This window comes from Kibdelosporangium phytohabitans, from assembly GCF_001302585.1.
GTDB classification, from domain to species: Bacteria; Actinomycetota; Actinomycetes; order Mycobacteriales; family Pseudonocardiaceae; genus Kibdelosporangium; species Kibdelosporangium phytohabitans.
Map to the genome: position 1 here is coordinate 1,745,316 of NZ_CP012752.1, position 25,278 is coordinate 1,770,593.

At 67.0% G+C, this 25,278-nt stretch carries 20 protein-coding genes, 2 tRNA genes and 2 pseudogenes; 13 read left to right on the forward strand and 11 right to left on the reverse strand.

Annotated elements, in window-relative coordinates; translation table 11 throughout:
• Nucleotides 1–213: 213 nt before the first annotated feature.
• Nucleotides 214–1,095 carry a class I SAM-dependent methyltransferase gene (locus tag AOZ06_RS08045; protein ID WP_054288861.1) on the forward strand — a complete coding sequence of 294 codons (882 nt, stop codon included), beginning with the start codon at nucleotides 214–216 and terminating at the stop codon, nucleotides 1,093–1,095.
• Between the two features lie 1,585 nt (nucleotides 1,096–2,680).
• Here AOZ06_RS08045 and AOZ06_RS62450 read toward each other — a convergent pair.
• The 7 genes and pseudogenes from AOZ06_RS62450 to AOZ06_RS08075 form a co-directional block, all read right to left on the reverse strand.
• Nucleotides 2,681–2,974, reverse strand: a pseudogene (locus tag AOZ06_RS62450) (transposase); the annotation flags it as partial.
• 325 nt (nucleotides 2,975–3,299) lie between these two features.
• Nucleotides 3,300–3,875, reverse strand: coding sequence for a DDE-type integrase/transposase/recombinase (locus AOZ06_RS58750; protein WP_063809986.1), 576 nt, complete (start codon nucleotides 3,873–3,875; stop codon nucleotides 3,300–3,302).
• 70 nt (nucleotides 3,876–3,945) lie between these two features.
• A pseudogene (locus AOZ06_RS61950) lies at nucleotides 3,946–4,287 on the reverse strand (helix-turn-helix domain-containing protein); the annotation flags it as partial.
• 823 nt (nucleotides 4,288–5,110) lie between these two features.
• The gene (locus AOZ06_RS08060; RefSeq protein WP_054288863.1) at nucleotides 5,111–5,461 is read right to left on the reverse strand and encodes a YciI family protein; all 351 of its coding nucleotides are present in this window, start codon (nucleotides 5,459–5,461) and stop codon (nucleotides 5,111–5,113) included.
• 200 nt (nucleotides 5,462–5,661) lie between these two features.
• On the reverse strand, nucleotides 5,662–6,558 hold the full coding sequence (locus tag AOZ06_RS08065; RefSeq protein ID WP_063809987.1) for a hypothetical protein: 897 nt from the start codon (nucleotides 6,556–6,558) through the stop codon (nucleotides 5,662–5,664).
• Between the two features lie 102 nt (nucleotides 6,559–6,660).
• Complete coding sequence (locus AOZ06_RS08070; RefSeq protein WP_054296490.1) at nucleotides 6,661–7,962, reverse strand: ABC1 kinase family protein; 1,302 nt, start codon at nucleotides 7,960–7,962, stop codon at nucleotides 6,661–6,663.
• A 52-nt stretch (nucleotides 7,963–8,014) separates the two neighbouring features.
• On the reverse strand, nucleotides 8,015–9,016 hold the full coding sequence (locus tag AOZ06_RS08075) for a ThiF family adenylyltransferase (protein WP_054288865.1): 1,002 nt from the start codon (nucleotides 9,014–9,016) through the stop codon (nucleotides 8,015–8,017).
• Between the two features lie 119 nt (nucleotides 9,017–9,135).
• Between AOZ06_RS08075 and AOZ06_RS08080 the strand changes: the two genes are divergently transcribed.
• Entirely contained in the window at nucleotides 9,136–9,666 is a 531-nt protein-coding gene (locus AOZ06_RS08080; protein WP_157232906.1) for a M48 metallopeptidase family protein, read from the forward strand.
• 55 nt (nucleotides 9,667–9,721) lie between these two features.
• Here AOZ06_RS08080 and AOZ06_RS08085 read toward each other — a convergent pair whose 3' ends face one another.
• Nucleotides 9,722–11,026 (reverse strand): zinc-dependent metalloprotease, encoded by a 1,305-nt coding sequence (locus AOZ06_RS08085; protein WP_054288866.1) that lies wholly within the window; start codon nucleotides 11,024–11,026, stop codon nucleotides 9,722–9,724.
• Between the two features lie 44 nt (nucleotides 11,027–11,070).
• Here AOZ06_RS08085 and AOZ06_RS08090 point away from each other — a divergent pair, with 44 nt between their 5' ends.
• Nucleotides 11,071–12,171 carry a YlbL family protein gene (locus AOZ06_RS08090; RefSeq protein ID WP_063809988.1) on the forward strand — a complete coding sequence of 367 codons (1,101 nt, stop codon included), beginning with the start codon at nucleotides 11,071–11,073 and terminating at the stop codon, nucleotides 12,169–12,171.
• Between the two features lie 6 nt (nucleotides 12,172–12,177).
• Here AOZ06_RS08090 and AOZ06_RS08095 read toward each other — a convergent pair whose 3' ends face one another.
• Nucleotides 12,178–12,693: a PPA1309 family protein gene (locus AOZ06_RS08095; RefSeq protein ID WP_054288867.1), complete on the reverse strand. Its 516-nt coding sequence runs from the start codon at nucleotides 12,691–12,693 to the stop codon at nucleotides 12,178–12,180.
• A gap of 124 nt (nucleotides 12,694–12,817) precedes the next feature.
• Here AOZ06_RS08095 and AOZ06_RS08100 point away from each other — a divergent pair, with 124 nt between their 5' ends.
• Both AOZ06_RS08100 and AOZ06_RS08105 read left to right on the forward strand, forming a co-directional pair.
• Nucleotides 12,818–15,838 carry a UPF0182 family protein gene (locus AOZ06_RS08100; RefSeq protein ID WP_054288868.1) on the forward strand — a complete coding sequence of 1,007 codons (3,021 nt, stop codon included), beginning with the start codon at nucleotides 12,818–12,820 and terminating at the stop codon, nucleotides 15,836–15,838.
• Nucleotides 15,839–15,914: 76 nt separating this feature from the next.
• A tRNA-Met gene (locus AOZ06_RS08105) sits at nucleotides 15,915–15,988 on the forward strand.
• A gap of 249 nt (nucleotides 15,989–16,237) precedes the next feature.
• On the opposite strand, the gene AOZ06_RS08110 is transcribed toward AOZ06_RS08105, so the two are convergent.
• Nucleotides 16,238–17,179 (reverse strand): GlxA family transcriptional regulator, encoded by a 942-nt coding sequence (locus AOZ06_RS08110; protein ID WP_054288869.1) that lies wholly within the window; start codon nucleotides 17,177–17,179, stop codon nucleotides 16,238–16,240.
• 116 nt (nucleotides 17,180–17,295) lie between these two features.
• Here AOZ06_RS08110 and AOZ06_RS08115 point away from each other — a divergent pair.
• The 8 genes from AOZ06_RS08115 (at nucleotide 17,296) to AOZ06_RS08150 (ending at nucleotide 23,945) form a co-directional block, all read left to right on the forward strand.
• A tRNA-Met gene (locus AOZ06_RS08115) sits at nucleotides 17,296–17,369 on the forward strand.
• A gap of 546 nt (nucleotides 17,370–17,915) precedes the next feature.
• Nucleotides 17,916–19,085, forward strand: coding sequence for a hypothetical protein (locus AOZ06_RS08120; protein ID WP_054288870.1), 1,170 nt, complete (start codon nucleotides 17,916–17,918; stop codon nucleotides 19,083–19,085).
• Nucleotides 19,086–19,188: 103 nt separating this feature from the next.
• A complete protein-coding gene (locus AOZ06_RS08125; RefSeq protein ID WP_042194088.1) occupies nucleotides 19,189–19,689 on the forward strand; it encodes a PadR family transcriptional regulator in 501 nt (166 codons plus the stop codon).
• Nucleotides 19,690–19,764: 75 nt separating this feature from the next.
• Nucleotides 19,765–20,862 carry a peptide chain release factor 2 gene (prfB, locus tag AOZ06_RS08130; protein ID WP_179950813.1) on the forward strand — a complete coding sequence of 366 codons (1,098 nt, stop codon included), beginning with the start codon at nucleotides 19,765–19,767 and terminating at the stop codon, nucleotides 20,860–20,862.
• Between the two features lie 59 nt (nucleotides 20,863–20,921).
• Complete coding sequence (gene ftsE / locus AOZ06_RS08135; RefSeq protein ID WP_054288871.1) at nucleotides 20,922–21,611, forward strand: cell division ATP-binding protein FtsE; 690 nt, start codon at nucleotides 20,922–20,924, stop codon at nucleotides 21,609–21,611.
• Between the two features lie 42 nt (nucleotides 21,612–21,653).
• Entirely contained in the window at nucleotides 21,654–22,559 is a 906-nt protein-coding gene (ftsX, locus tag AOZ06_RS08140; RefSeq protein WP_054288872.1) for a permease-like cell division protein FtsX, read from the forward strand.
• A gap of 31 nt (nucleotides 22,560–22,590) precedes the next feature.
• A complete protein-coding gene (gene smpB / locus AOZ06_RS08145; protein WP_054288873.1) occupies nucleotides 22,591–23,073 on the forward strand; it encodes an SsrA-binding protein SmpB in 483 nt (160 codons plus the stop codon).
• The gene (locus tag AOZ06_RS08150) at nucleotides 23,070–23,945 is read left to right on the forward strand and encodes an amidohydrolase family protein (protein ID WP_236952129.1); all 876 of its coding nucleotides are present in this window, start codon (nucleotides 23,070–23,072) and stop codon (nucleotides 23,943–23,945) included. The genes smpB and AOZ06_RS08150 overlap by 4 nt, the downstream gene beginning before the upstream one ends.
• On the opposite strand, the gene AOZ06_RS08155 is transcribed toward AOZ06_RS08150, so the two are convergent.
• The gene (locus tag AOZ06_RS08155) at nucleotides 23,942–25,213 is read right to left on the reverse strand and encodes an acyltransferase family protein (protein WP_054288875.1); all 1,272 of its coding nucleotides are present in this window, start codon (nucleotides 25,211–25,213) and stop codon (nucleotides 23,942–23,944) included. The genes AOZ06_RS08150 and AOZ06_RS08155 overlap by 4 nt on opposite strands.
• Nucleotides 25,214–25,278: the final 65 nt, after the last annotated feature.

Consider the following 25,278-nt stretch of genomic DNA (forward strand, 5'->3'; position numbering starts at 1 on the left):
AGCTGCGTCTGGTCCGCCGTCTGACCGCCGCGAAGCGGTGGAACCGGGTGTCCAACTGGGCGGCGAAGAGGGCCTCCCGGGTGACATCCTCGCTGTGAAGCGAACCTGTACGCGGGTGCTCGCCTCCGGGCGGGCACCCGCTTTCGCGCATCGGCACCCTGCTCCATTCTGGACAAACTGGGCGCCGGCCGCCTTTGTTGGTTAAGTAGAGGCATGGGCGCGCACACTCATGACGACTTCGACTGGACCGCGCGGCTGGCTGATCTGCGACACCACGACGCCATCGCGGCCGACGCGAACCGCGGAACGGCGGAACGGCTGGTCGCGATGCTGCAGCCAGGCGCGACAGTGATCGACATCGGCTCCGGTGCGGGTGGAATGGCCGCGCACCTCGGCCTCGCCCTGCGCGCCCGCGGCGGCGGGCGACTCGTCCTGGTCGACGCGGTCAGCGAACTCCTCGAAGCGGCAAACGATCACGTCCGCGCGGCGCTGTCCGGTCCAGGTGCGACGGTCACAGTGGACACTGTGCTCGGCGACGCGGCAAGCGACCGGCTCGGTGACCAAGTCCCACCCGCGGACCTGGTCTGGGCGTCGGCGGTCGTGCACCACCTGCGCGACCAGCAAGAAGGCGTCAACCGCCTGGCAAGTTTGCTGACCCCGGGCGGCTGGCTGGCGCTGGCCGAAGGCGGTCTCGGAACCCAGTGCCTGCCTTGGGATCTGGGTGCCGGCGAACCAGGCCTTCCCGACCGGTTGACGGCGGCGGCGAAATCGTGGTTCGCCCAGATGCGCGCGGACATCCCCGGCTCGGTGCGGCTGACGGTCGGCTGGACGCGTTCCCTGCGAGACGCGGGACTGACAGACGTCACCTCCTTCAGCTACCTGATCGACCACCCGGCCCCGGTGAGCGAGGAAGTCCGGACGGCAGCGGTGAAATGGCTGGAGTACCTCACGGAACTGAGCGTGGACCGCTTGGCGGAAGACGACCGAGCAGCGCTGACAGCCCTGCTCGACCCTGCGGGCCCCGCTTACATCGGTGCCCGCGATGACCTGTTCTACCTCGCCTCAGCCACGGTCAACCTGGGCAAGCGCCGCTGACCAACGGGAAGCGGAGCAGCCGCAGCACGCGAGTTCCGACAATTGACATCGCGTACCTAGGCGGCCTTGATGCGACGGGATGGCTCGGGGCCGGTATGGATCTGCTCGACCGTGACCAACGCTGAGCGGGAAGTTTGGTCTGACGTGCTGCCGATCGGGTCTCGCCGCTATAGCTGTCGGCCCGCAGCGAAGTCAGGCCCGACGAGTGCTCGACCTCGGCAGATCCTGACAACTCTTCCTCACTGCCAACGGAATCGTCGCCTTCCGCTGGTCTCGCCGCGGACATGTCAGAGGCTGTGGCCGGCCATTCCAGGCTGGTCTTTTCCTTGGAGGAGGGCGCAGCGGTTGCGTGGGTTGCCCTCGATCAGACAGGGTCGGTGTCCACCGGGATGGCATTCCATCTGGACACTTGACGGTCAGGCCAGGCGCGCTGATGTACCAGAGGTTGTCGTCGCCGGTCGGCCACTTGACTGCGCTTCACCTCCTTGGGTGGTGGCGGCGAGCGTGACCTGTTGTCTCACTTGGTAAGCAGGGACCTGGATCTGATCGACAAGTGTTCTCCTTGTCAGTGTGAGTGCGGGTGGTTGCCTCAGGGCTGGGGCGTTGGTTGGTGAAGCTGAACTGCTCCAACGGGTCTTGGCTGCTGTTCGCTTCGTGGGCGGCTGCACTCCGGCGATCAGGGAGTGTCAAGTTTTCACGGGGCCAGCGCGTCGGCTGCTGACCTCGGGTCCGGGGTGCAGGCCCACCTTGTGAGTGGTTGTCCGGGCGGTGCATTCGGTCAGCCGTTGCACGCTTTGCTGGTGGTCGAGTTCTTGTCGGCGTGGTCGGTTTGATTGACGGGTTCGTTTCGCATCGTGCCGATTGGCGCCGATCACTGGCTGGCGGTGGGGCTGCTGTAGTTCCGTTGCGGTGGCATGGTTTGCGATGGCGCCTTGGCGAGCCTCCTGGCATTGGGGCTGTGGGTCGCGCGTGGTGTGCCGCTGGATGGCGGTGGCGATCTGAGGCAACGGCGGCGACGTCACTGGGGTAACCCACGTACACGACGGCCAGGTCGCGTTCGGCGAGCTCAGGGCCGACGAGTGGGACCGCGTGCTGGGAGTGTGCGTTGGCTCAACTGTTGTGTCGAGCCGGGTGTAGGCCGACTTGGCTTTGGGGTCGGCTTGAGCTCCTGGGTTGATCTGGCTGTGGTGGTGAGCCGACGGGGTCTCTGCTTGGGCTATGGGTCCGGTTGGGCTGTGGTGCGGGAGCAGTTGTGGTGGCGGGGTGTGGGGGCGGTTTGGTGGGTGGTCGGGCTTGGTTGTCGGTGGAATTCCACTGGTTGGGGTGGTTTGAGGGCGATGTGGGTGTGGGCCGTGTTCCGGTGATCGGGGATGTTCTATGTTCTGCGGGTGAGTGACGCGACGTGTTCCCGGTGTGGCAGATCGAAGTCCTCTGCTGCTCCCGTGGAGGCTTTGGCTTGGGTTTCCGAGCGGTCCGATGGCCGGTTGACCTGGCTTTGCCCGGCTTGTGCCCGTGTGCACGTCAGGGACATCGAGGGCAAGTTGCCTGAGGAGTACTGGTGAGCGGCTAGTGGCCTGAGTTCTTGGTTCGTGTGCGAGTCGCGGATCTGGGTGGCGGTCTTGGTCCAGACGTAGGGCCGTGGTTCGTCGTTCCAGGTCTCGATCCACGCGCGGATGTCATGGTTGAGCGCGCGGACGCTGGTGTGACTTCCGCGTTGGAGTTTCCTGGTGGTCAGTTCGGAGAACTAGCGTTCGACGAGGTTGAGCCAGGAGCTCGATGCCGGCGTCGGGGTGAAGCGGGGATGAGCCGTCGGCCAGCGTTTGATCGCCGGGGTTTTGTGGGTCGAGACGTTGTCCATGACCAGATGCACGGCCAGATCCGCGAGACCCGTGACGATCATCGATGATCGTGCGCGGACGCCCGGGGCGTGGCTCGTCCAGCAACCGTCCAACCGGTCGACCACGAACCGCACACGCCATTTCACCACCGTCGCCCGCCCGAGTCTCAGCTCCGCGGCGATCTCACTGTCTGAGCCGCCATCGGCGACCGCAACACGATCCGTGCCCGCAACGCCAGCGCCTGCGCCGTGTTCCGGCGCCGCGCCCAGCCTCGCAACGCGCTCGCCTCATCGTCGGACAACACCAACTCAGCAGCTTCGGGTTCGGCATGCCACCAGGCCCAACGCCTGCACACGAACTAACGACTCAGGACACCAGTTGTGCTGCTGTCGTTGGTGGTTGACAGGTTGGGCGTGGGGTTGGGTCTTCTGTAGCAGCCTCGTGTGGGGTCTGGTCAGCGAGGCCGCCGTGGGGGCGGTAAATGTTGTAGAAGTCCTCCCATTGCTTGCGTTTGTCGTTGACGGCGCCGAGGTCGCCGAGGACGACACTGTCGGGCAGGCGGTAGAACTCTTCGGCGTGGATGCGGAGGGAGCGTTCCATCGTGCCGTTCAACCGTGGTGTGGCAGGCCGGATGTAGGCATGGCCGATGCCCCGGTCCAGGACGTGCCGGCGGAACGCGGACTCGAACTCCGCACCGTTGTCGGTTTGGATCTTCTCGACCTGGAACGGCAGCCGGGACAGCACGCAGTCCAGGAACCTGATCACGGTCTTCTGGTCCGAGCGTGGATAGGCCCGCAGGATGCGTGGGCGGGTGCCGTCGTCGATCGCGGTGTACTGGTGGAACTTCCGCCTGCGCTGGTCGCTGTTGGTGGTGATCGGCTCGACGAGCTTGACGTCGATCTGAACTGGTGGCCTGGGCGCTGTTTCTCGGAGCGGTTCCACCGCTTCTGGTGACGCTTGTGGCGCTGGGAGGTGGACACCTGTTCATGCCAGGCGTTTTGAGAATGCGGTGGATCGTTGAGACGGCGATCTCGCCGTCGTGGCAGCGACGCGAGTACATCTCGATCCTCAACGGTCCGAAGTGGTAGTGCTGCCGTAGATGGACGATCTTCTCGACCACCTGGGGATGGGTGATGGTCAGGCAGTGCAACGGGGCGCTCGAACGGTCCTTCAACCCGTCCAGGCCCTCGTCCTCCCAGCGGCGTTTCCACCGGTAGAAGATGTTGCGGCTGATCCCGAAGTACTGGCACGTCGCCGCCACATTCCCGCTGACCTCTTCGGCGTGACGAAGCACGGCCGGACGCCGGTTCGCGCGCCTGACCAGGTCCTTCTCACTCCACACTCGCTCAGCCATGGGCCTCCCTGGATCAGGAGCCCGAGACTGTCGACAACCTCAGTCGATCTCAGACCTAGTGGGGTGTCTCGGTGGCTGCTGAGGTTTGTTCGGGCGGGCGTTTCGTTGGGCGTGTGGTTGGTGAACTGAGATCGTCTCGCGTGCGCAGGTTGTGCAGATGGGAGTGGGAGTTTTCGTAGCCCGGGACGCCTGACCGCGTGCATTTCAGCCGGTGCGCACATGCGGGAGGTGGGCGCGGCCCTGCACGGGCTGAGCGGGTGAGGATGGGCGTGCGTTGCGGTTTGCGCGAGGCGAGCAGGCGGGATCGAACCAAGCCTGGGCGCGGATGCTCCGGTGCTAACGCCGCGCAGGACGCTAGGTACCGACTGTCGGTGCTGCCGATTCTGCGAGTTCCAGAGGGGTGCGGATTCGGCGTGGTGAAAGTGCCTGCGCTACGCGGTGGGTGCAGTGTGATGGGTGCGCGTTGGGACTTGCGCGTTGGCGTTGGGACTTGTGCGTGGTTGGGGAGTAGAGGCCTGTGGCGCGCGGGGTCAACTCCAGAGGTGGGTGGCGGGGACGCGCGGTGGGTGGGTGGGTTTGTGTGTGGGCGGGGGTGGTTGGAAGGCTCGCGCTGGGTGGTGGGCGCTGTGTCGTCTGGAGCGGACGTGGATGGGGGACCGGGGCGGGGAGATGGGGAAGTGGGAGGGGCGGTTAGTCCTGTGTGAGTGAGTGGGGAAGTTAGGTGTGGGGACCGGTGGGTGTGGGGATCGGTGGGTGGGAAGTTGGGTGTAGGGACTGGTGGGGGAGTTGGGTGTGGGGCGGTGGGTGGTTTGGGTGACGGGGGCTAGCAGTGTCCCCAGTGCATGGGGCGGACTTCGATGGGGAGGCCGATCACTTCGGTGAACCTGCGGCCCCAGTGCAGGGCGGCATCCAGGTCTGGTGCCTGGATCACTGTGAAGCCACCGATGTGCTCCTTGCCTTCGATGTAGGGGCCGTCGGTGACCAGTACGTCACCGTCCTTGGGGTGCAGCACTGTCGCTGTTGCTGGTGAGTGCAGTCCGGCGGAGAAGACCCAGGCGTCTGCTTGCCTGATCTCCTTGTTCAGTTCGTCGAGGTTTTTCATGATCGGCTCGAGGATCTCGGGTGGGGGCGGGTCACCGTCGGGCTGGTAGATGCTGAGCAGGTACTGCTTCATGGCTGGACCTCCTGGGTTGGGTTGCGCATCCTCTAGTCCTCTATACGAACGCGGTCGCGCTGGATCGACACGTGCTCGCGGGAAATCTCCGGCTCGGGTTGCCTTGGACATGGCCGGCCGTCGGTGCGCGGTGAGCGTCGGGGTGGAGCGGCGCAGGGGTTGGGTTGTCCATAGTGGATGGGGTGGGGCGTGTGTTTCTGTCATGCGGTGACGTGCACGGTTGGGCGGGGGCGGTTGGCTGCGTTGTAGTAGCCGCGGGCGAGGGCCAGGATGACCCCATCGGTGTTTCCGCGCAGCTCTGAGACGTCTGTTCGTACGACGACGACGCCTGCTCGGCTGAATGCTTCATGGCGCTGGCGGGCGCAGTTGTCGCGTTGGTTGCCGAAATCCCAGGCCAGACCGACGGCGTCCCACCAGGCGTCGGCGACGCCCACTGCTTCGCCTGCCTCGGTGTGAATCGGGACGTGCCATTCCGGGCGGGGGATCGGGGCCTCGCTGATCACGCGTTTGGCCCAGCCTTGCGGGACCGTGTTCACCAATGGCGGGGGCATGGCTTCGTCGAGCATCGCGCGCAATGTCGCTGTTCCGCGCTGGGCTCCCGCGTCGATCTCGGCGCGGATCTGGTCGATTGTGCACAGCCCCGCGTCCATCGGCGCGTAAAGCAGGGCTCGCTGTTCTGTCGGGTCGCGCAGATTGCGGGCCGCGTCCACCGCCGCTCGATACGGCGGCGCGAAGCTGAGACCTCTGATGTTGCGGGCTCGCGGCATTCGGGACGTTCGTTCCACGCGCACGTAATCGCGGGAGGACAATCGGCGGGTGCTGGGGATGAGCAGGTGCAGGTCGTTCGTGTCGAATGCGTGCAGGCCGTGGGCACGCAGCGATTCGACGCCGGTGATCTGCGCTTCCGGCCCGGCGTAGAGGACCGCGGCTTTCAGCCGTTGTCGTCTGGTCGGCGGACCGCTTTTCAACAGCAGCACTCCCGGCAGGAGTTGCTGCCACGGGCCGTCGGGGCGGCATCGGACCGCCACCGAGTAGTTCGAGTGGCCCGCGGCCATCAGTGTGCTGCGTCGGACTACTGCTTCGGTGCTTGTCGGCATGGTTCGATCTTGCGGAATCGGGCTTTGCCGGGGAAGCCTGGTTGGTTTTCCTGTGGACAACTTCGGGTTGGCTGTGGCGGGTTCGTTCTGGTTTTTCCCTGGTCAGGCCTTGAATCCTGGCTGCCAGCGCTCGACGATCTCGCGGGCAGGCAGTTCCGCGTCGAGCTGGCAGAGGATCCCGGTCGACCCGGCCAGTACGCGGTGGATCATCAGGTACTGGGGCGGCAGGTTGAGCGAGCGGCCGGTGCGGAAGTCCTGCCCGCCGAGGTCGCCGACCCGCTCGGCCTGCGCCTGCATCCACTTCCTGGTGAACCGGAACCGCTCGGTCAGCAACGGCTCGACGAACGGCGCCAGGTAGGCGTGCACGTGCTCGGCCGGCACCCGGGTCCCCGGGCGCACGAAACCTTCCTCGCGCAGCGTCTGGAACAGGTTTTCCGAGTCGTCCGCCATGGCGAACCGCATCAGCTTGCCCAGCGGCGCGGGCAGGCCGTCCGGCAGCTTGGCCACCCCGCCGAAGTCGATCACGCACATCCGGCCGTCGTCGGCGAGCATGAAGTTGCCCGGGTGCGGGTCGGCGTGCAGCATCCCGGCACGCGCGGGCGCCGAGTAGTGGAACTCGGCCAGCAGGTACCCGGCCTCGTCACGCTGCTCCTGCGTACCCTCGCGGATGATCTTGGCGAGCGGTGTGCCCGCCACCCATTCGCTGACCAGGACCTTCGGCGCGCTGGCGACCACTTTGGGGACGAGGAAGTGCTCGTCGCCGTCGTACGCCGCGGCGACCGCGCGCTGGTTGGCGGCCTCCTGGCGGTAGTCGAGCTCCTCGGTCATCCGCTCGGTCAGCTCCGCGAGCAGCGGCTTGATCTCGGTCCCGGGCACCAGCGCTTGGAACAACCGGCTAAAGCGCGACAATTGCCTCAAATCAGACATCAATGCCTCGTCGGCGCCCGGATACTGGATTTTCACCGCGACCGGCCGCCCGTCGTGCCAAATGCCGCGATGCACCTGTCCGATGCTCGCCGACGCCGCGGGGGTGTCGTCGAATTCCGCGAATCTCGACCGCCACGAGCGGCCCAGTTGCTCGGCGATCATGCGGTGCGCCGAGGCTGTGCTCATCGGCGGCGCGGCCGTCTGCAGCTTGGTGAGCGCCTCCCGATAGGGCGCCGCCAGCTCGTCCGGCACCGCCGCCTCGAACACCGACAGCGCCTGGCCGAACTTCATGGCACCGCCTTTGAGCTGCCCCAACACTGAGAACAGCTGTTCGGCGGTCTTCGCCGACATCTGGGCGTTCACCTCGGCGGCGTCCTGCCCGGCGAGCCGTTTCCCCCAGCCACCGACCACTCGGCTGGCGACTCCCAACGGGAGGCTGGCGAGCCGTGCCGTTCGGGCGACGGTCTTGCGCGGCATCTCGTTCACTAGGTGATTCTCCCCTGTAGAACGCCTGTCTCGCAGCCATTCACTATCGAGCGCCACACCCGCAGTGCGAGTGTGGCGGCCAAGGCCGCTGTTCCAACTTGCCATGGAACGGATCCAGTTCGATCGTGGTGTTCCATACAGGTGGTCGTCCACCCCCTGAGGACAGCCATTCGAGCGCACGCATGGCTTGCTCGGCGCCGAGCGCGGCCGTCGCGTGCGCGCAGACCAGGTCAGCGTGTTGCCGCTGACCGACCAACTGTGCCGCGACCGACGGCCAGTCCTGGTCGAGATCCGCTCGATGCAGGTCCGCGCAGCCGAGGCAGCTGCTGCGCCCGGGTACGACGAACGGCCCGATGATCCCGGTCCCCTCGCGAACCCGCACGTTCAGGTGGGGTACGCCGTCGGCCAGCAACCGCGTCACCAGCTCCGGCGCGGGCACCGCGGCGTCGGTCAGCACGACCAGGTCCGGACTACCCGGCTGGACCTGCGGCAACAGTGCCCTGGCCACCTCGAAGCGCGGCTTGCCGATGTCCTCGTCGCGGTATCCGCAGCCCGTGTCCTCGGGCTCGACGAAGCCGTCCGCGTCGATCCGGACCGCGCCGACACCCATGGTCACGAGTAGTTGCGCCATGGCGGTGCCGATCCGGCCGGACCCGTGCACGAGCACGGACGAAGCGGACCGCTTGGCGGCCAGTTGGCCCGGCTGGTTCCCCGTCCGCAGCGACCACGTCGCCGCGTCGGCGGCGAGGCGGCCGGGGACGCCGGTACCGGTGACGTCCTCGACCAGGCCGAGCCCGTGCAGCTCCCGCAGCAGACCGGACAACGCGGGCCGGTCGTCCGGCGGCGCATTGTCCAGAAGCTGTCTCGTTCTCGTCCTGCCGTCCAGATTCCGGATACTCTCCGCAACCGTTCTGGTTACTCCGCCGATCACGACCCCGTGCCGGGGATCGAGGCCCAGCTGGATTTCGTCGTCACCGCGGCGCAGCACCGGCAGGCCCGTGAGCACCTTCGGCCGGCGTGGCAGTGACCTTCCACCATGTGACATACCCCAAGGCTGGCAAGGGATCCAGCGTGACACAAACCTTTGTCCACAGGGGGCTGTGGGTAGAAGGTCACCCTCATGGCAGGTCCCAAATTGTCGGTGGTTGGTCGTACCGTTGTCGCGTGGCCGAACCAGTCGTCGAAGTGCGTCGCAGCAAGCGGCGTAGTCGGACAGTCACCGCGTACCGGGAGGGCGATGCTCTGATCGTCCTGCTGCCTGCGCGGATGACCAAGAGAGAAGAAGTGCATTGGGTCGCTGAAATGCAACGTCGCCTGCTGCGCAGCGAGTCCCGTCGCCGCTCCCCGGCGCGGACGTCGGACAGCGCGCTGCTCGCCAGGTGCGCGGAGCTTTCGTCGCGACATCTGAACGGCGAAGCCGTACCACTGAGTGTTCGTTGGGTGCCGCCAATGCGGACGCGTTGGGCATCCTGCACGCCCGTCGACCGGACGATCCGGGTCAGCGAGCGGCTGAGGGAGGTGCCGTCATGGGTCCTGGACTACGTGCTGGTGCACGAACTGGCGCACTTGCTCGTGCCGGGGCACGACAATGAGTTCTGGGGGCTGGTGCAGCGTTATCCCAAGACGGAGCGGGCCATCGGGTATCTCGAGGGTCTCGCCGCCGCGGCGGGATCCGGGCCGATGATCGAGGACTGAAGCCCGGACGAGCCGGAGGCCATCACCGCTTGGCGGGGATGGCCTCCGGTCGTGCTCATGAGTCCTTGTCGTCCTTCTCCTCGCGCTGGGTCCGCTCCAGCTCGGCGATCGGGTCCATGTCCGACGTTGCACCGACGCGGTCGGCGAAGTCGAGCGGCTCGTCGAGGTCGGCGGCCGTGGGCACGAGGTCCGGGTGCGCCCAGACGCCGTCGCGCTTCTCGATGCCGTGCCTGTCGCCGACCAGCCGCCACAGCGCCGCGGCGGCCCGCAGCTTGCGCGGGCGCAGCTCAAGGCCGACCAGCGTGGCGAACGTCTGCTCGGCGGGACCGCCGGAAGCGCGCCGCCTGCGCAGCGTCTCGCGCAGGGCGTCGGCGCCGGGCAGCCTGTCGCCGACGGCGTCGGCGACCACCACGTCCACCCAGCCTTCGACCAGGGCGAGCAGGGTCTCCAACCGGGCCAGCGCGGCCTTCTGCTCCGGCGTGGTCTGCGGCTCGAGCACGCCGGACTGCATGGCCTGCTCGATCGACTGCGGGTTGGCCGGGTCGACCTGGGTGGCGAGCTGCTCGAGGGCGGAGGTGTCCACGGTGATGCCGCTGGCGAACTCCTCGACCGTGGCCAGCAGGCGCTGCCGCAGCCACGGGATGTGCGCGAACAGGCGCTGGTGTGCGGCTTCGCGTGCCGCGAGGAACACGAGGACCTCGCTGGCGGGCCGCTCGAGGCCTTCGCTGAACTTCGAGATGTTCGCGGGCAGCAGCGCGCCGGTCGCCTCCGGGCCGAGCGGCAGGCCGATGTCGGTCGAGGTCAGCACCTCCGCGCCGAGCTGGGCCAGTGCGTTGCCCAGCTGCGAGCCGAACGCCATACCGCCCATCTGGCCGACCATCGACAGCAGCGGACCGGCGGCCTCTTTGGCCTCCGCGGGCAGCGCCTCGACCCATGCGCCTGACATCCGCCTCGCGACCGGGTCGCACAGCCGCTGCCACGTCGGCAGGGTCTTCTCCACCCAGTCCTTGGCAGTCCACGACTTGGTCGACGTCGCGCCTGCGGGCAGGATCGTCGCGGCGTCCAGCCACAGCTCCGCCAGCCGGGCCGCGTCGGCTACCGCCTCCGGCGACTCGGCGCCGGCGGGCTCGGTCTCGGCGAGTCGCTGCATCGCGATCTGTTTGGCCAGGTCGTAGTTGACCGGGCCGGCCGACGTGCCCGCCTGGCTGAGCATCTGGCCGAGCTGGCTGAGCATCTGCCCCAGCTGGCTGAACGCGTCGAACGGGTTCTCCTGCCCGCCGCCCGGCTGTTTGCCGGTCGGATCCTTCTTGCCTTTGTCATCGGGCTCCGGCAAGTTGAAGCCGAAAGGGACCTCGTTCATGCCTCCACGGTACGCGGGGTCACGTAGTCGTAGGCTGTTGCCTCGTGAGTACTCCCAGCAAAGAGGCGACCCCTGAGACCGGCTCGGCCGAGGCCGGGCGGACGCGGGACGAGCGCTGGCAGATCTCCCGGCGCGGCTGGACGGTGCTGCTGAGCTTCCTGATCGTGATCACGGTCGGGCTGGTCGGGGCCTTCGTTCCGGTGCCGTTCGTCGCACTCGGGCCCGGCCCGACCTACGACACGCTCGGCGCGGTCGACAAGACCCAGATCGTTCAGGTCGACGGGGCCGAGACGTTCCCGACGACCGGTCAGCTGCGGATGACGACGGTGTCGCTGAAGCGCGAGGTCACGCTGTTCAGCGCGTTCGGCCTGTGGGTGAGCGGCCGGTACGCGCTCGCGCCGCGCGAGGAGTACATCAAGCCGGGACAGACCGAAGAGGATGTCCAGCAACAAAATGTGAAGATGTTTCAGGATTCGCAGAGCGACGCCGAGACAGCGGCCATGCGGCACCTGAAGAAGCCGATGAAGGTCGTGGTCGCCGAGGTCACGTCGGGCGCACCCGCCGACAAGATCATCGAACCGGGCGACCGGCTGCTGACGGTCAACGGCAGGGCGATCGGCCAGCAGGACGACGTGGTCACCGCGATCGAGAACACCCGGCCCGGCCAGGCGATCCAGATCGCGCTACAGCGGGGCGGCCAGGACAAGAGCGTCTCGGTCACCCTCGGCAAGGCGCCAGACGACCGGGTGCAGGGCTTCATGGGCATCAAGGGCATCGACCGGCCCGACGTGCCGTTCAAGACCACGATCCACCTGCAGGACGTCGGCGGCCCGTCCGCCGGGCTGATCTTCTCGCTGGCCATCGTCGACCGGCTCACCCGCGACGACCTCGCCGGCGGCCAGCCCATCGCGGGCACCGGCGAGATCGACGTCAAGGGCAACGTCGGCCCGATCGGTGGAATCGGGTTCAAGCTGGTCGCGGCCGCCGAGGACGGCGCGAAGACGTTCCTCGTGCCCGCCGCGAACTGCGCGGAGGCCAAGGCCGACCCGCCTGCGGGCCTCCAGCTGATCAAGGTCGAGACCCTCGACGGCGCCGTCAAGGCGCTCGAGGACCGCAAGGCGGGCAGGCCCGTCCCCAGCTGCTGACGAGGCTCAGGCGAAGGTGGCGTGCAGGGCGGCGGTCAGGTTCGGCGCCAGGTCGGCGCCTTTCAGCAGGTCGTCGTGGTCGCGCAGGCGCATGACGCACGCCTCGCCGCCATCCCGCAGCACCGCGGCGACCAGGCGCGCCTCCTGGCGCTCCGGGTGGTCGGCGGCCAGCTGCCGCAGCCTGTCCTCGTCCTCACCCGACGCGGCCATCTCGGCCTCCGCCTCGGGCGGGAGCACCACGACCTCCTGGACCAACGCGCATCCCCTGACCGCCTCCGGCCACATGATGCCGGCGAGCGCGGCGCCCAGGTCACCATCTGGCAACGAATCCTGCGCGATCGGGGTCAGCGCCGATCCCCCGTCGAGCTGACCGGCCAACTCGGGTTGCATCCGCAGCAGCTCGGCGGTCGGGACCAGGGCGAACAGCTGCGGAGGCTGGTCCCAGCCCGCCGCGGCCACGAACTGCTCGACCTCTTCCGCCAGCGCGGGCAGGCCGTCTGAAGTGCTCGACACGGCGGTCATCGTCGCATTCCCGCAGCCGGTGACGGGAACCGGAACTCCGTCCGTAGAGTTGGACATCTAGGACAGCTGTTTTCAGTGCACCGCTGTCTGCCAGACTCAAGATCGCTATTCAGGAGCGTGTCCAGTGGCCTCTCGGCCCTCGATCGGCTTGCCGAAGCTGTCTCGCCGCAGCCGCATCCTGCTGACCATCGCGGCGGTGATCGTCGTACTGCTCATCGTCGGCGCCCGGCTCATCGACACGTACGTCGACTGGCTGTGGTTCGGTGAGGTCGGCTTCCAGTCGGTGTTCACCACCGAACTGCTCACCAGGATCGGGCTCTTCTTCGCCGTCGGTGTGTTCGTCGGCGGCCTGCTGGCGGTCAGCCTGACCATCGCCTACCGGACCCGGCCGGTGTTCGTGCCGGTGTCCGGCGCGGAGGACCCGCTCGCCAGATACCGCTCGACGATCGTGCAGCGGGTCCGGCTGTTCGGCATCGGCCTGCCGGTCGTCACCGGGATCGTCGCGGGCTGGGCGGCGCAGGGTGACTGGCAGCGCGTGCAACTGCTGTTCAACGCGGTCCCGTTCGGCAAGGTCGACCCCGAGTTCGGCATCGACATCGGCTTCTACGCCTTCAAGCTGCCGTTCTACGAGTGGCTGATCAGCTGGTTCTACGTCGCGCTCGTCGTCGCCTTCATCGGCGCGGTGATCACGCACTACATCTTCGGCGGCATCCGGCTGGCCGGGCGCGGCGGACAGCTCTCCGGCCCCGCGCGGGTGCACCTGTCCACCGTGGCGGGCCTGTTCGTGCTGGTCTACGCGGTCGACTACTTCTTCGACCGGTACGAGCTGCTGTACTCCAGCCGCAACGACACCTTCACCGGCGCGACGTACACCGACCTCAACGCGGTGATGCCGGCCAAGCTGATCCTGATGTCGATCGCGATCTTCTGCGCCATCGCCTTCTTCGTCGGCGCGTTCCTGCGCAACCTGCAGCTGCCCGCGATCGCGCTGGTCCTGCTGGTGCTGTCCGGCCTGCTGGTCGGCGTCGCGTGGCCCGCCGTGCTCGACCAGTTCTCGGTCAAGCCGAACGCCAACGAGAAGGAAGCCAAGTCGATCGAACGCAACCTGGTGGCCACCAAGGAGGCCTTCGGGTTGACCGACGACAAGGTCAAGATCGAGGACTACCCGAAGACGGGCGCGGCCGAACCGTCGTCGGCGGAGATCCGCAACGACAAGGGCACCATCCCGAACGTCCGGCTGCTCGACCCGGGCATCCTGGCGCCGACGTTCACCCAGCGGGAAGCCAGGGCCAACTTCTACGGCTTCCCCGACAAACTCGACGTCGACCGCTACGAGGTCAACGGCAAGGTGCAGGACTACGTCGTCGCGGTCCGCGAGATCAAGACGTCCGGGCTGACCGAGCAGCAGAACTCGTGGATCAACCGGCACATGGTCTACACGCACGGCAACGGCTTCGTGGCCGCGCCCGCGAACACGATCGACCGCGCGCCCAGCCCGGTCGGCGCGACCGGCGCCAACGCCAGCCAGCAGGGCGGATACCCGCAGTTCACGGTCAGCGACCTGAACGCGCTGGACAAAAAAGAGAAGATGGACATCCCGGTCACCGAACCGCGGATCTACTACGGCGAACTGGCGACGACGTACGCCATCGTCGGCGGCAAGGCGGGCGAGGCGCCCGGCGAGTACGACCCGGTGGGCGAGTCCAAGTACCTGTACAAGGGCAAGGGCGGCGTCCCGATCGACGGCCTGTTCAACCGGCTGGTGTTCGCCGCCTACGAGGGCGAGCGCAACATCCTGTTCAACACCGGCATCGGTGAAGGCTCGAAGATCATGTACAACCGCGACCCGCGCGAGCGGGTCAAGAAGGCCGCGCCGTGGCTGACGGTCGACACGGACCCGTACCCCGCGGTGATCGACGGTCGCATCCAGTGGATCGTGGACGGGTACACCACGCTGGACAACTACCCGTACTCGCAGTCCACCTCGCTGGGCCAGGTCACCACCGACTCCCTCGCCGGAGTCCCGCGCCAGCAGGACAAGAAGATCGGCTACATCCGCAACTCGGTGAAAGCCACGGTCGACGCGTACGACGGCTCGGTGACGCTGTACGGCATCGACGAAAGCGACCCCGTGCTCAAGGCGTGGTCCGGTGTCTTCCCCGGCACGGTGAAGCCGGCCAAGGACGTGCCCAAGTCGCTGAAGCAGCACTTCCGCTACCCGGAGGACCTGTTCAAGGTCCAGCGCGACCTGTTGGCGCGCTACCACGTGACCACGCCGCAGGACTACTTCTCCCAGCTGAGCTTCTGGGACGTGCCCTCCGACCCGACCAAGGAAGGCAGCGACAGCGGTGCGGCGGCCAAGCAGCCGCCGTACTACGTGCTCGCCCAAGCACCAGGTCAGGGCAAACCGACGTTCCAGGTGACCAGCGCGCTCACCGCGTTGCGGCAGCAGTTCCTGGCCGCGTGGGTCTCGGTGTCGTCCGAACCCGAGGACTACGGCCAGTTCAAGGTGCTGCGACTACCGACGCAGGGCAACCCGACACCAGGTCCCAACCAGGTCCAGAACCAGATGCGGACCACGGACAAGTTCACCCAGGAACGAACCCTGTTCCAGAACACCGGCGTCGACGTGCGGTACGGAAACCTGCTGACCCTGCCCGTCGGCGGCGGACTGATCTACGTCGAACCGATCTACCTGCAGCAGAAGGACGTCAACGCGTTCCCGCAGCTGGCACGCGTCCTCGTCGCGTACAAGAACAGGGTCGGATTCGCGGCGACGCTGTCCGACGCGCTCGACCAAGTCTTCGGGCCGGGCAGCGGATCCTCCACAACCCAACCGGGCCAGACAACCGACCCGACGAAGCCACCGGCGTCGACACCGCCGACGTCCAGCAACACCCCGGCACCCCCGAACACCGGCGGAGCCAGCCCGGAGCTGAACGCGGCGATCAACGACATCACCACGGCACTGGCGAAACTCAAGACAGCACAACAAGGCGGAGGCCTCGCCGAAATCGGCAAGGCAATCGAAGAACTCGACGCGGCGACAAAGAAGTACGACCAAGCCAAAGCCGCGAGCACCCAACAACCACCGCCGCAAACAAGCAACCCACCGTCATCGCCGACACCCCCCGGCGGAGGCTGACAGAGTGACGGCGGACACCTAAGAGCCACCCGATTTGCCCAACCCCGCAACACCCCAGTAAGCTAAAAGCAACCAACGCGGGGTGGAGCAGCTCGGTAGCTCGCTGGGCTCATAACCCAGAGGTCGCAGGTTCAAATCCTGTCCCCGCTACGCGGATAGGCGGAGTGTGGTCGGTGCTTTGGCACCTTCCGCACTCCGCTTCGCTTTGTTTGGGGGGCCGAGCCCCCCATGCCCCCCACGGTGCTTGCTTCTTTTCTTCCAGCGCTGGGGGCGTTGGGCTTTCACCAGCCCGGGAAGGGGCGCCGGAGGCGCCCCTGAGCGTTACCTGGCCCCGATGTTGGTCCTGGCTGCGCTATGGCCATGGGTGCCTTCTTGAGGCGGCGGTGGGGTGGCTGGGGGCTAGAAGCGGCGGCGGTATTCGGCGGGGGAGACGCCTAGGGTTCGGATGAAGGCGCGGCGCATTGTTTCCGGGGTTCCGTAGCCGCAGTCACGGGCTACTCGGGTTATGCCCGCTGATGTGTCTTCCAGGAGGCGGCGGGCTGCTTCCAGGCGGACCCGGTCCACGTACTTGCCCGGGGTCATGCCGGTTTCCGCCGTGAAAACCCTCGCGAACTGGCGAGGTGAGAGATTCGCGCGCTCCGCCAGAGCATCCACCGACAACTTCGCGCCCGGGTGCTCCACAATCCACTGCTGGACATCCCTCAGCGGCTGACGCTCCGCCGCCTGCACGGTCAGCGGAGCGCTGAACTGGGTCTGGTTGCCCGGCCTTCTCAGATACATCACGAGATGTCTCGCGATGACCAAGGCGCACTCCCTGCCCAGGTCCTCCTCGACCAAGGCAAGCGCCAAGTCGATTCCGCTGGTCACGCCCGCCGACGTGGCGATCTTCCCGTCCCGCACGAAAATCGGCTCCGGATCCACCTCGACGTCCGGGTACTGCTTCGCCAACAGCTCACACGCCGACCAGTGCGTCGTCACACGCCTGCCCGCCAACAGGCCAGCCTCAGCCAGCAAGAACGCGCCGCTGCAGACGGACACGATCCGCTCCGCCCCCATCGCGTTCCCGCGCACCCAGTCCACCAACTCGGGCTGGCCGTCCAGCGTCCCGTAGCCGCCGGGGACGATCAACGTGTGCGGCACCGGGGCGTCCGCCAAGTCCAAGTCGGGTGTGATCCGCAGGCCGCTCGAACAGCGGATCACAGCACCCCCAGCCGAGGCGGTGCGCACCTCGTAGACATTCCTCCCCGCGTACCTCGCCGCGCCCGTGAAGACCTCGAGCGGTCCGGTCACATCCAGGCTCTGCACCCCGTCGAACAAGGGGATCAGCACGAGCTTCGACATACCTCCATAGTGGGTCTGACCTGCGGTTGTCCGCAATGACGAGTAGCCAACGTTTTCAGACACCGACCCCCCTGAAAACCCCTCGACAACACCATGTAGAGTTCTACTTACAACGACGCGGGGTGGAGCAGCTCGGTAGCTCGCTGGGCTCATAACCCAGAGGTCGCAGGTTCAAATCCTGTCCCCGCTACGCGGATGGGCGGAGTGTGGTCGGTGCTTTTGGCACCTTCCGCACTCCGCTTCGTTCTATTTTGGGGGCCGAGCCCCCAAGCCCCCACGGTGCTTGTTCCTTGCTTTTCAGCGCTGGGCACTTTTGTTCTTACCAACCCCCCTTGGCCTTCTTTGGCTACCGCTGGGGGTGGGGGGGGTTTTTGCCGTTTTTTCACAGTGGGGTGTTTGTAGTGGAGGGTAGGTGGAGGGTGGCTGATCCACTGTGACTGGTGGGGGTGCGTCCATTGGGGTGAGTCGGGGGGTGGGTGGACGGGGGGTTTGGGTGTGGCATCCGGGGTAGGTCTCGATGCGACTGTGGGTCTATCTCATACGGACTTCGTCAGGTTCCGGGGTTGGTTGGGGTACAGGGGTTTCCGGGTGTACTGAGTGGAAACCGTTGTCGGTTAAGGCATTGGTATACCGGGTTCGGATGGCCGTTCTGGGTGTCCACTGTGGAGTTGGCAGGGCTGACACGTGCGGTAATCGAGCGAACGCGCTGCGCTACTTGATGTTGTCCGGTCGACCGTTGAACGTCGAACACGGGCCGACCGGCGCGCCGACTGTGTTCGGCGAGTGGCTGAGCTGGCACACTGAGCACATGGAGCTCGTGCCACCCTCACCGGAGATGGAGGCCTTGTTTTCCCGGCAGGAGGCTGAGTATGAGCGCCTGGTCCGGGCAAGCTCGTTGCCGTTGCTCGGGATGACCGAACCCGCGCCGCAGCCCCGCCTGGTCGGCGAGGCCGAGGTCAATGACGGCGTCGTGGAAAGCATCGGACTCGCCTACGGCGACCTGATGCGACCGAGCGGACCGCTCGTCCAGGTGCACACCGCACGCTGGCTGCGGACGCGGTCCGGGCCGCCGGATCTCCGTTACTTCTTGGAAAACCTGCTGGACAGCATGGGTGACGACGGTCCCGTCGACGGTGATCCGGTCCCCGCGCACATCGTCGTGAACGGAACGCCGCGGCCCGCTTCGCTGCTGCGCACCAGGCGCAAGATGTGGGCCGCCCGTTGCTGGCATCGGGATTCCGACGTGATCGTGGTCGCCAGGGAGTGGGAGCTGGCCACGACGCACCTGGTGGCCGTCGCGAACATCGAGTCGTTCCTTCGCGGGCGTAGGGAATATCTGCGGGATCTGCGCACCAACCCGCCGACGATGCCGATCATCGACCGGCCGTTTGACGTGGCCACAGCCCATCGTTCGCTCATCGAAGCGACTCTCACGCGCAGTCGGCAACTGGAAGCCGCGGCACGCCAAGGGCGGCCGCCCCGGCTGCGCGCCAACGCCCGCAAGCACGGCGAACTCTGGGAAGCGGCCGTACGGGCGCAGATGCACCTGGCCGATCAGTCCAGACAGGACGCGAACGAGGCAGTGACCATTCTGGTGAACCAGTTGGGCCGTTTGCAGGAGAAGGCGAGCTGGTTCGCCAACAAGCGACTCCGTGACGCCGCGATCACCGAGACTCTCTTGTACTGGACGGGGATGCGCCTCGAACTGCTCTCCAGGCCCGCGCAGGAGACCTGGCGGACCGTGTGGGCGTCCCAGCGCACCTGGACGCCGGACCCGTTCGCGCATCAGGAAAGAAGTTCTTCACAGCACGATGATTCGTTGCGGCGCTGGCACGCGGAGCTGATGACGGGACAGGACGAATGGCTTCGTGCCTGGTCGGAGTGGGTGCAGCGGAAAGGCTACTGAGCCAATCGGGTGTACTTGCGACATCCGGGTGACGGTGAAGCCATTGTGGACAGATGCCCTGCCCATTGTGGACAGCGAGCGAAATTCATGGCACGGTGGTTACGTGTCTGAATTGAACGCAACAGCCGCGGCTCTGCTCGGCTTGCTCCATGACGGCCCGAAGACGGGTGGCCAGCTGGTCGCGGTGGCCCGTGAGCGCTTTGGCGCGTTCTTCAGCGTCACGCGCAGCCAGGTCTACCGCGAGCTCCCCGCGCTGGCCGACGCCGGCCTTGTCCGCCTTGGCAAGCAAGGCCCGCGCTCCAGCCAGCAGTACCTGATCACGGCAGCAGGCAAGAAGGCCTTCAAGACCTGGCTTGCCTCGGAGCCTGGTCCAGACCACCTGCGCAGCCCGCTGATCCTGCGCCTCGTGCACGCCAGCAACCTGACCGCCAAGCAGCGCACCGCGCTCGTCGACTCCGCCCGGCAGGCGTACAACGCCGAGCTGGAGGAGGCCCGCAACTCGGTCAAGAACACTGACGACACCTACGCGAAGGCGATCGGCGAGTTCGCGGTGGCCCGTGCCAGGGCGGCGCTGAAACTGCTCGACGCGGTCCCGAAAGACTGAACGAAGCAAGCCGGTCGGCGCCAAATGGCCGACCGGCAACGCACCGGCACGCGGTCTGACGTAACCTTCTTGGCCGTGAACCCGGACGTCGCAGCAGACCTGAACGAACTCTCCGCCACGTTGAAGAGCATCGAGGCGGTGACGGATCTCGATTCGCTGCGCGCCCAGGTGACCGAGCTGGAGCAGCAGGCCGCGCGCCCCGACCTCTGGGACGACCCGGAGAAGGGGCAGCAGGTGACCAGCCAGCTCTCCCACAAGCAGGGAGAGCTCCGCCGGGTGTCCGAGCTGCGTCAGCGCCTCGACGACCTCCCGGTGCTCTACGAGCTGGCTGAGGACGAGGGCGACGACGGCAGCCTCGCCGAGGCGGACACGGAGCGGGAGAAGCTGCGCTCCGACATCTCCTCGCTCGAGGTCCGCACGCTGCTGTCCGGCGAATACGACGAGCGTGACGCCCTGGTCACGATCCGTTCCGAAGCCGGCGGCGTCGACGCGGCGGACTTCGCCGAGATGCTCATGCGGATGTACCTGCGCTGGGCGGAGCGGCACGGCTACCAGGCCGAGGTCTACGACACCTCCTACGCCGAAGAAGCAGGCATCAAGTCGGCCACGTTCAAGGTCGCCGCGCCCTTCGCGTACGGCACGCTCTCCGTCGAACAAGGCACCCACCGGCTGGTCCGGATCTCGCCGTTCGACAACCAGGGCCGCAGGCAGACCTCCTTCGCCGGTGTCGAGGTCGTGCCGGTGGTCGAGCAGTCCGACCACGTCGACATCGACGAGAAGGAACTGCGCATCGACGTCTACCGCTCGTCCGGCCCCGGCGGCCAGGGCGTGAACACGACCGACTCCGCGGTACGCATCACACACATACCGACCGGAATCGTCGTCTCCTGCCAGAACGAGCGGTCGCAGCTGCAGAACAAGGCCTCCGCGATGGCCGTCCTGCAGGCCAAGCTGCTCGAGCGCCAGCGCCAGGAGGAGCAGGCCAAGATGGACGAGCTCAAGGGCGACGGCGGCTCCAGCTGGGGAAACCAGATGCGCTCGTACGTCCTGCACCCGTACCAGATGGTCAAGGACCTGCGCACCGAGTTCGAAGTGGGCAACCCCTCCGCTGTTCTCGACGGCGACATCGACGGCTTCCTGGAGGCCGGAATCCGGTGGCGGCGTACTAACTGAGCGTGTTGGACCCCACCAAGGCAACAGGCGGATAACGGTCGTGGGTAGACTGCGCGACCGTGATCCGGCTTGAACATGTTTCCAAGAACTACAAGACGTCGACGCGCCCCGCGCTGGACGACGTCACGGTGGACATGGACAAGGGGGAGTTCGTCTTCCTGATCGGCCCGTCCGGCTCGGGAAAGTCCACCTTCCTGCGCTTGCTGCTGCGCGAGGAAGTGCCCAGCAAGGGCAAGCTCTACGTCAACAACTTCGACATCACCCGGATGTCGCGCCGCCGGATACCCCGGCTGCGCCAGTCCATCGGCTGCGTGTTCCAGGACTTCCGGCTCCTGGTCAACAAGACCGTCGCGGAGAACGTCGCGTTCGCGCTCGAGGTGATCGGCAAGCCGTCGCACACCATCAAGAAGGTCGTGCCCGAGGTGCTTGAGCTGGTCGGTCTCGACGGCAAGGCCAACCGCATGCCCAACGAGCTGTCCGGCGGTGAGCAGCAGCGTGTGGCGATCGCGCGCGCGTTCGTCAACCGGCCGTTGATGCTGCTGGCCGACGAACCGACCGGAAACCTGGACCCCGACACCAGCCAGGACATCATGCTGCTGCTGGAGCGGATCAACCGCACCGGCACAACCGTGCTGATGGCCACCCACGACCACTCCATCGTGGACTCGATGCGCCGCAGAGTCGTCGAGCTCGCGTTCGGCAGGGTCATCCGGGACGACGCCCGAGGCGTGTACGGCGTGGGCCGCTAAGCCGTTCCCTAGATCCCCCGACCTGCGAGGAAACCCGCACCGATGCGTTTCAGTTTCGTGTTGTCCGAGGTACTGACCGGGCTTCGGCGCAACGTCACGATGACCGTCGCGATGATCCTGACCACCGCCATCTCACTGGGACTGCTGGGGGGCGGTCTGCTGGTGGTGCGGATGATCGATCACATGCGCGACAACTTCGGCGACGAGGTCGAAGTGAACGTGTACCTGAACAAGGACATCAGCGGCACGGACAAGGGCTGCACAGCGCAGCCGTGTGCGGGCATCAAATCCGCTCTCGAGCAGGACGCCAACGTCGAGCTGTCCACCTTCGAGAACCAGGACGCGGCGTTCGACCGGTTCCAGCGGGTCTTCTCCGGCCAGCCGGAGCTGCTCGAGCTGACCCGCAAGGAGTCGCTGCCCGCGATCTTCCACCTGAAGCTCAAGAACCCCGACCGCGCGAACGTGATCGTGCAGACCTACAGCAACAAACCCGGGATCGACCGGGTCGAGGACCAGGGCGTCTTCCTCGAGCGGTTCTTCGGCGTGCTCAACGGCGTCCGCAACGCCACGTGGGTGGTCGCCGCCATCCAGGCGATCGCCGCGCTGCTGCTGATCTCCAACACGATCCAGGTCTCGGCGTTCACGAGGCGGACGGAAGTCGGCATCATGCGCCTGGTGGGCGCGACGCGGTGGTACACGCAGCTGCCGTTCCTCCTGGAGGCGGTGGTCGCCGGCCTTGTCGGTGCGGTGCTCGCGGTCGCCGGCCTGATCGGGATCAAGGGAGTCTTCGTCGACAACGTGCTCGCCGAACCGATCGCGGCCAACATCATCCCGAAGATCCAGCTGCTGGACATCTTCTGGCCGGTCGCGCCAATCCTGGTGGCCGTGGCGATCCTGATCTCGGCGGTCACCGGCTACGTCACGCTGCGGCTCTACGTGCGAACTTAACCGTTCGCGCGGTGTCGTAGAGTTCATAGTCATGGCGAAAGAACGTGGTCAGAAGGTGATCGCGTCGAACCGGAAGGCGCGGCACGACTACGAGATCCTGGACACCTACGAGTGCGGGATCGTGTTGGTCGGTACCGAGGTCAAGAGCCTGCGGATCGGCCGTGCCTCACTGGTCGACGCGTTCGGCACGGTCGACGACGGCGAGGTGTGGCTGCGTGGGCTGCACATCGCCGAGTACGAGATGGGCACGTGGACCAACCACGAGCCCCGGCGGCGGCGCAAGCTGCTGCTGCACAAAGGCGAGATCCTGAAGCTGATCGGCAAGACCAAGGAGAGCGGTCTCAGCCTGGTCCCGTTGTCGATGTACTTCAAGGACGGCAAGGTCAAGGTCGAACTGGCGCTGGCCAGGGGTAAACGGGCCTACGACAAGCGGCAGACGCTGGCCAAGCGGACCGCCGAACGCGAGATGGTCAAAGCCGTCGGCCGGGCGCGCAAGCGCGGTGGCGGCTGGTGAGGGACTCCGACGTCCGGTCGTTCGTGACCGGACTCGGCCTGCCCGGCATCGTCGACATCCACGTCCACTTCATGCCGGACGCCGTCCTGCGCAAGGTGTGGGCGTACTTCGACAACGCACGCGTGAACTACGGCCTCGACTGGCCGGTCCAGTACCGGTTCGACGAGGAGGAACGCGTCCGGCTGCTGCGGTCGTTCGGCGTGATCCGGTACGCGCCCCTGGCGTACCCGCACCGGCCGGGGATGGCGGAGTGGCTCAACGAGTGGACCCGTGACTTCGCCGGCCGCAACGCGGACGCTGTGCTCGCCGCGACGTTCTTTCCCGAGCCCGGAGTCGGCACGTACCTGGCCGAGGCGCTGGACGCGGGCGCGCGGTGCGTGAAAGCGCACGTCCAGATCGGTGGCTACGACCCGAGGACGTCCGAACTGGACGGTGCGTGGGGGATGCTCGCCGAAGCGGGCGTGCCCGTGGTCGTGCACTGTGGACACGGTCCCCTCCGTGGCGCGTTCACCGGGCTGGACATCTTCGACGAGGTGCTGCGCCGCCACCCGAACCTCGCGATCGTCCTCGCACACGCCGGGATGCCGGACTTCGACGTGGCGTTCGACCTGGTCAGCCGGTACCGGAACGTGTACGTCGACACCACGATGGTCGGGGTCGACTTCGGCGCGCCGGTGCCGGAGCACTTCCCAGCCCTGCTGGCCCGCCATCCGGACCGGGTCGTGCTCGGTACCGACTTCCCGAACATCCCGTACGAGTACGCCCACCAGATCGAAGTGATCGCCGAGTGGGCCGCCCGGGACGAGCGGCTCGGCCCCGAGTTCCTCAGGGCCGTGCTGCACGACACCCCAGCCAAGCTGCTGGGCTTCTAGGCGTTGCGGACGACGCTGACCGACGGTAGCCGGTAGCGCACAGCGAGCAGTCCACTCAGGACGATCGCGCTCCACACCGCCGCACCGGCGGGCACCACGCCGTCGCCGGGCGCGAACCCGGTCGCCGCGATCCCCAGCGTGCCAGCGGCGATCACCGCGGTACCGAGCATGACCTGCAACGTGGGCGGCTGGAGCGTGAGCGGCCCCGGCGCGCTGGCCTCGAACCGGCCGAAGGCCCGCAGCAGGCCGTACAGCACCGCGGCACACGAACCGATCCACAGCGGCAGGACCGCGAACCAGAGGACACTGCCGGGGGCGGGCGTGCTGTAGCCGAGGCCGATCGTCCACACACCGGCCACCGCGACCATGGCGGACATGTGCCACAGGTACAGGCTCATCGACCGGGCGCCGACCCAGGTCAGCACAGTCGCGGCAGCCGGACGGGCGACCAGCGAGCGGATCAGCGGCCGGGCCAGCAGGACGAGACCGATCTGACCGATGCCCAGCGTGATCAGGCACGCGGTCGGCGGGCCCGCGTTCGACACGGGCGCACCCGGCATGCCGATCATGCTCAGCGGATACGGTCCGAACGCGACCATCAACGCGGTCAGGCCGAAGCCCGCCGCGGCCATCGCCCCGGCCGCCCGCATCGACGGCGGGTTCTTGGCGTAGTGGAAACCGAGCTGGTGCACCGCGAGCCAGACGAACACCGCGTTGAGGAACCCGGCCATCGGGACACCGCTGAAACGGAGCACGTCGACGAGCACCGCCGCACCGGCCAGCGCCGCGAACACGCGCAGCCCGTACCGCTCCTCAGCCTGGACCAGCCACGGCGTGACGAGGATCGCGGCGAGGTACACGGCCATGAACCACAGCAGCTGGCCGACCACCGCGCTGCCGATGTTCAACGGCTGCAGCGGCACGTCCAGCACGGTGAGCAGGTGCGGGAGCAGCAGCCACACACCGATCAGCGGGAGCATCGGGACCGCGAGGCGGTGCACCCGGCTCGAGAGCCAGTCCCGGACCGAACCGCCCCGGCCGCGGTGCGACCGCAGCGACAACAGGTTCGCCGCACCCCCGGCGAAGAACACCAACGGCATCACCTGGCCGACCCAGGTCAGTGCCCACCAACCCGGTGTGGCGTAAGCGTTCCCCGTGGTCAGCTCGGTGCCGTTCCAGCCGAGCACCGGCACCAGCCAGTGCTGGAAGACCACAAGGAGAATGGCCAGAACCCTGACCACATCGAGGAATGGATCTCGCTTGGACACCGTGTGCCCCCCGTTTCGCTTGGCTGCTAAGAGCTTCGCGAATTGATCAAGGAGAATCACTGGTG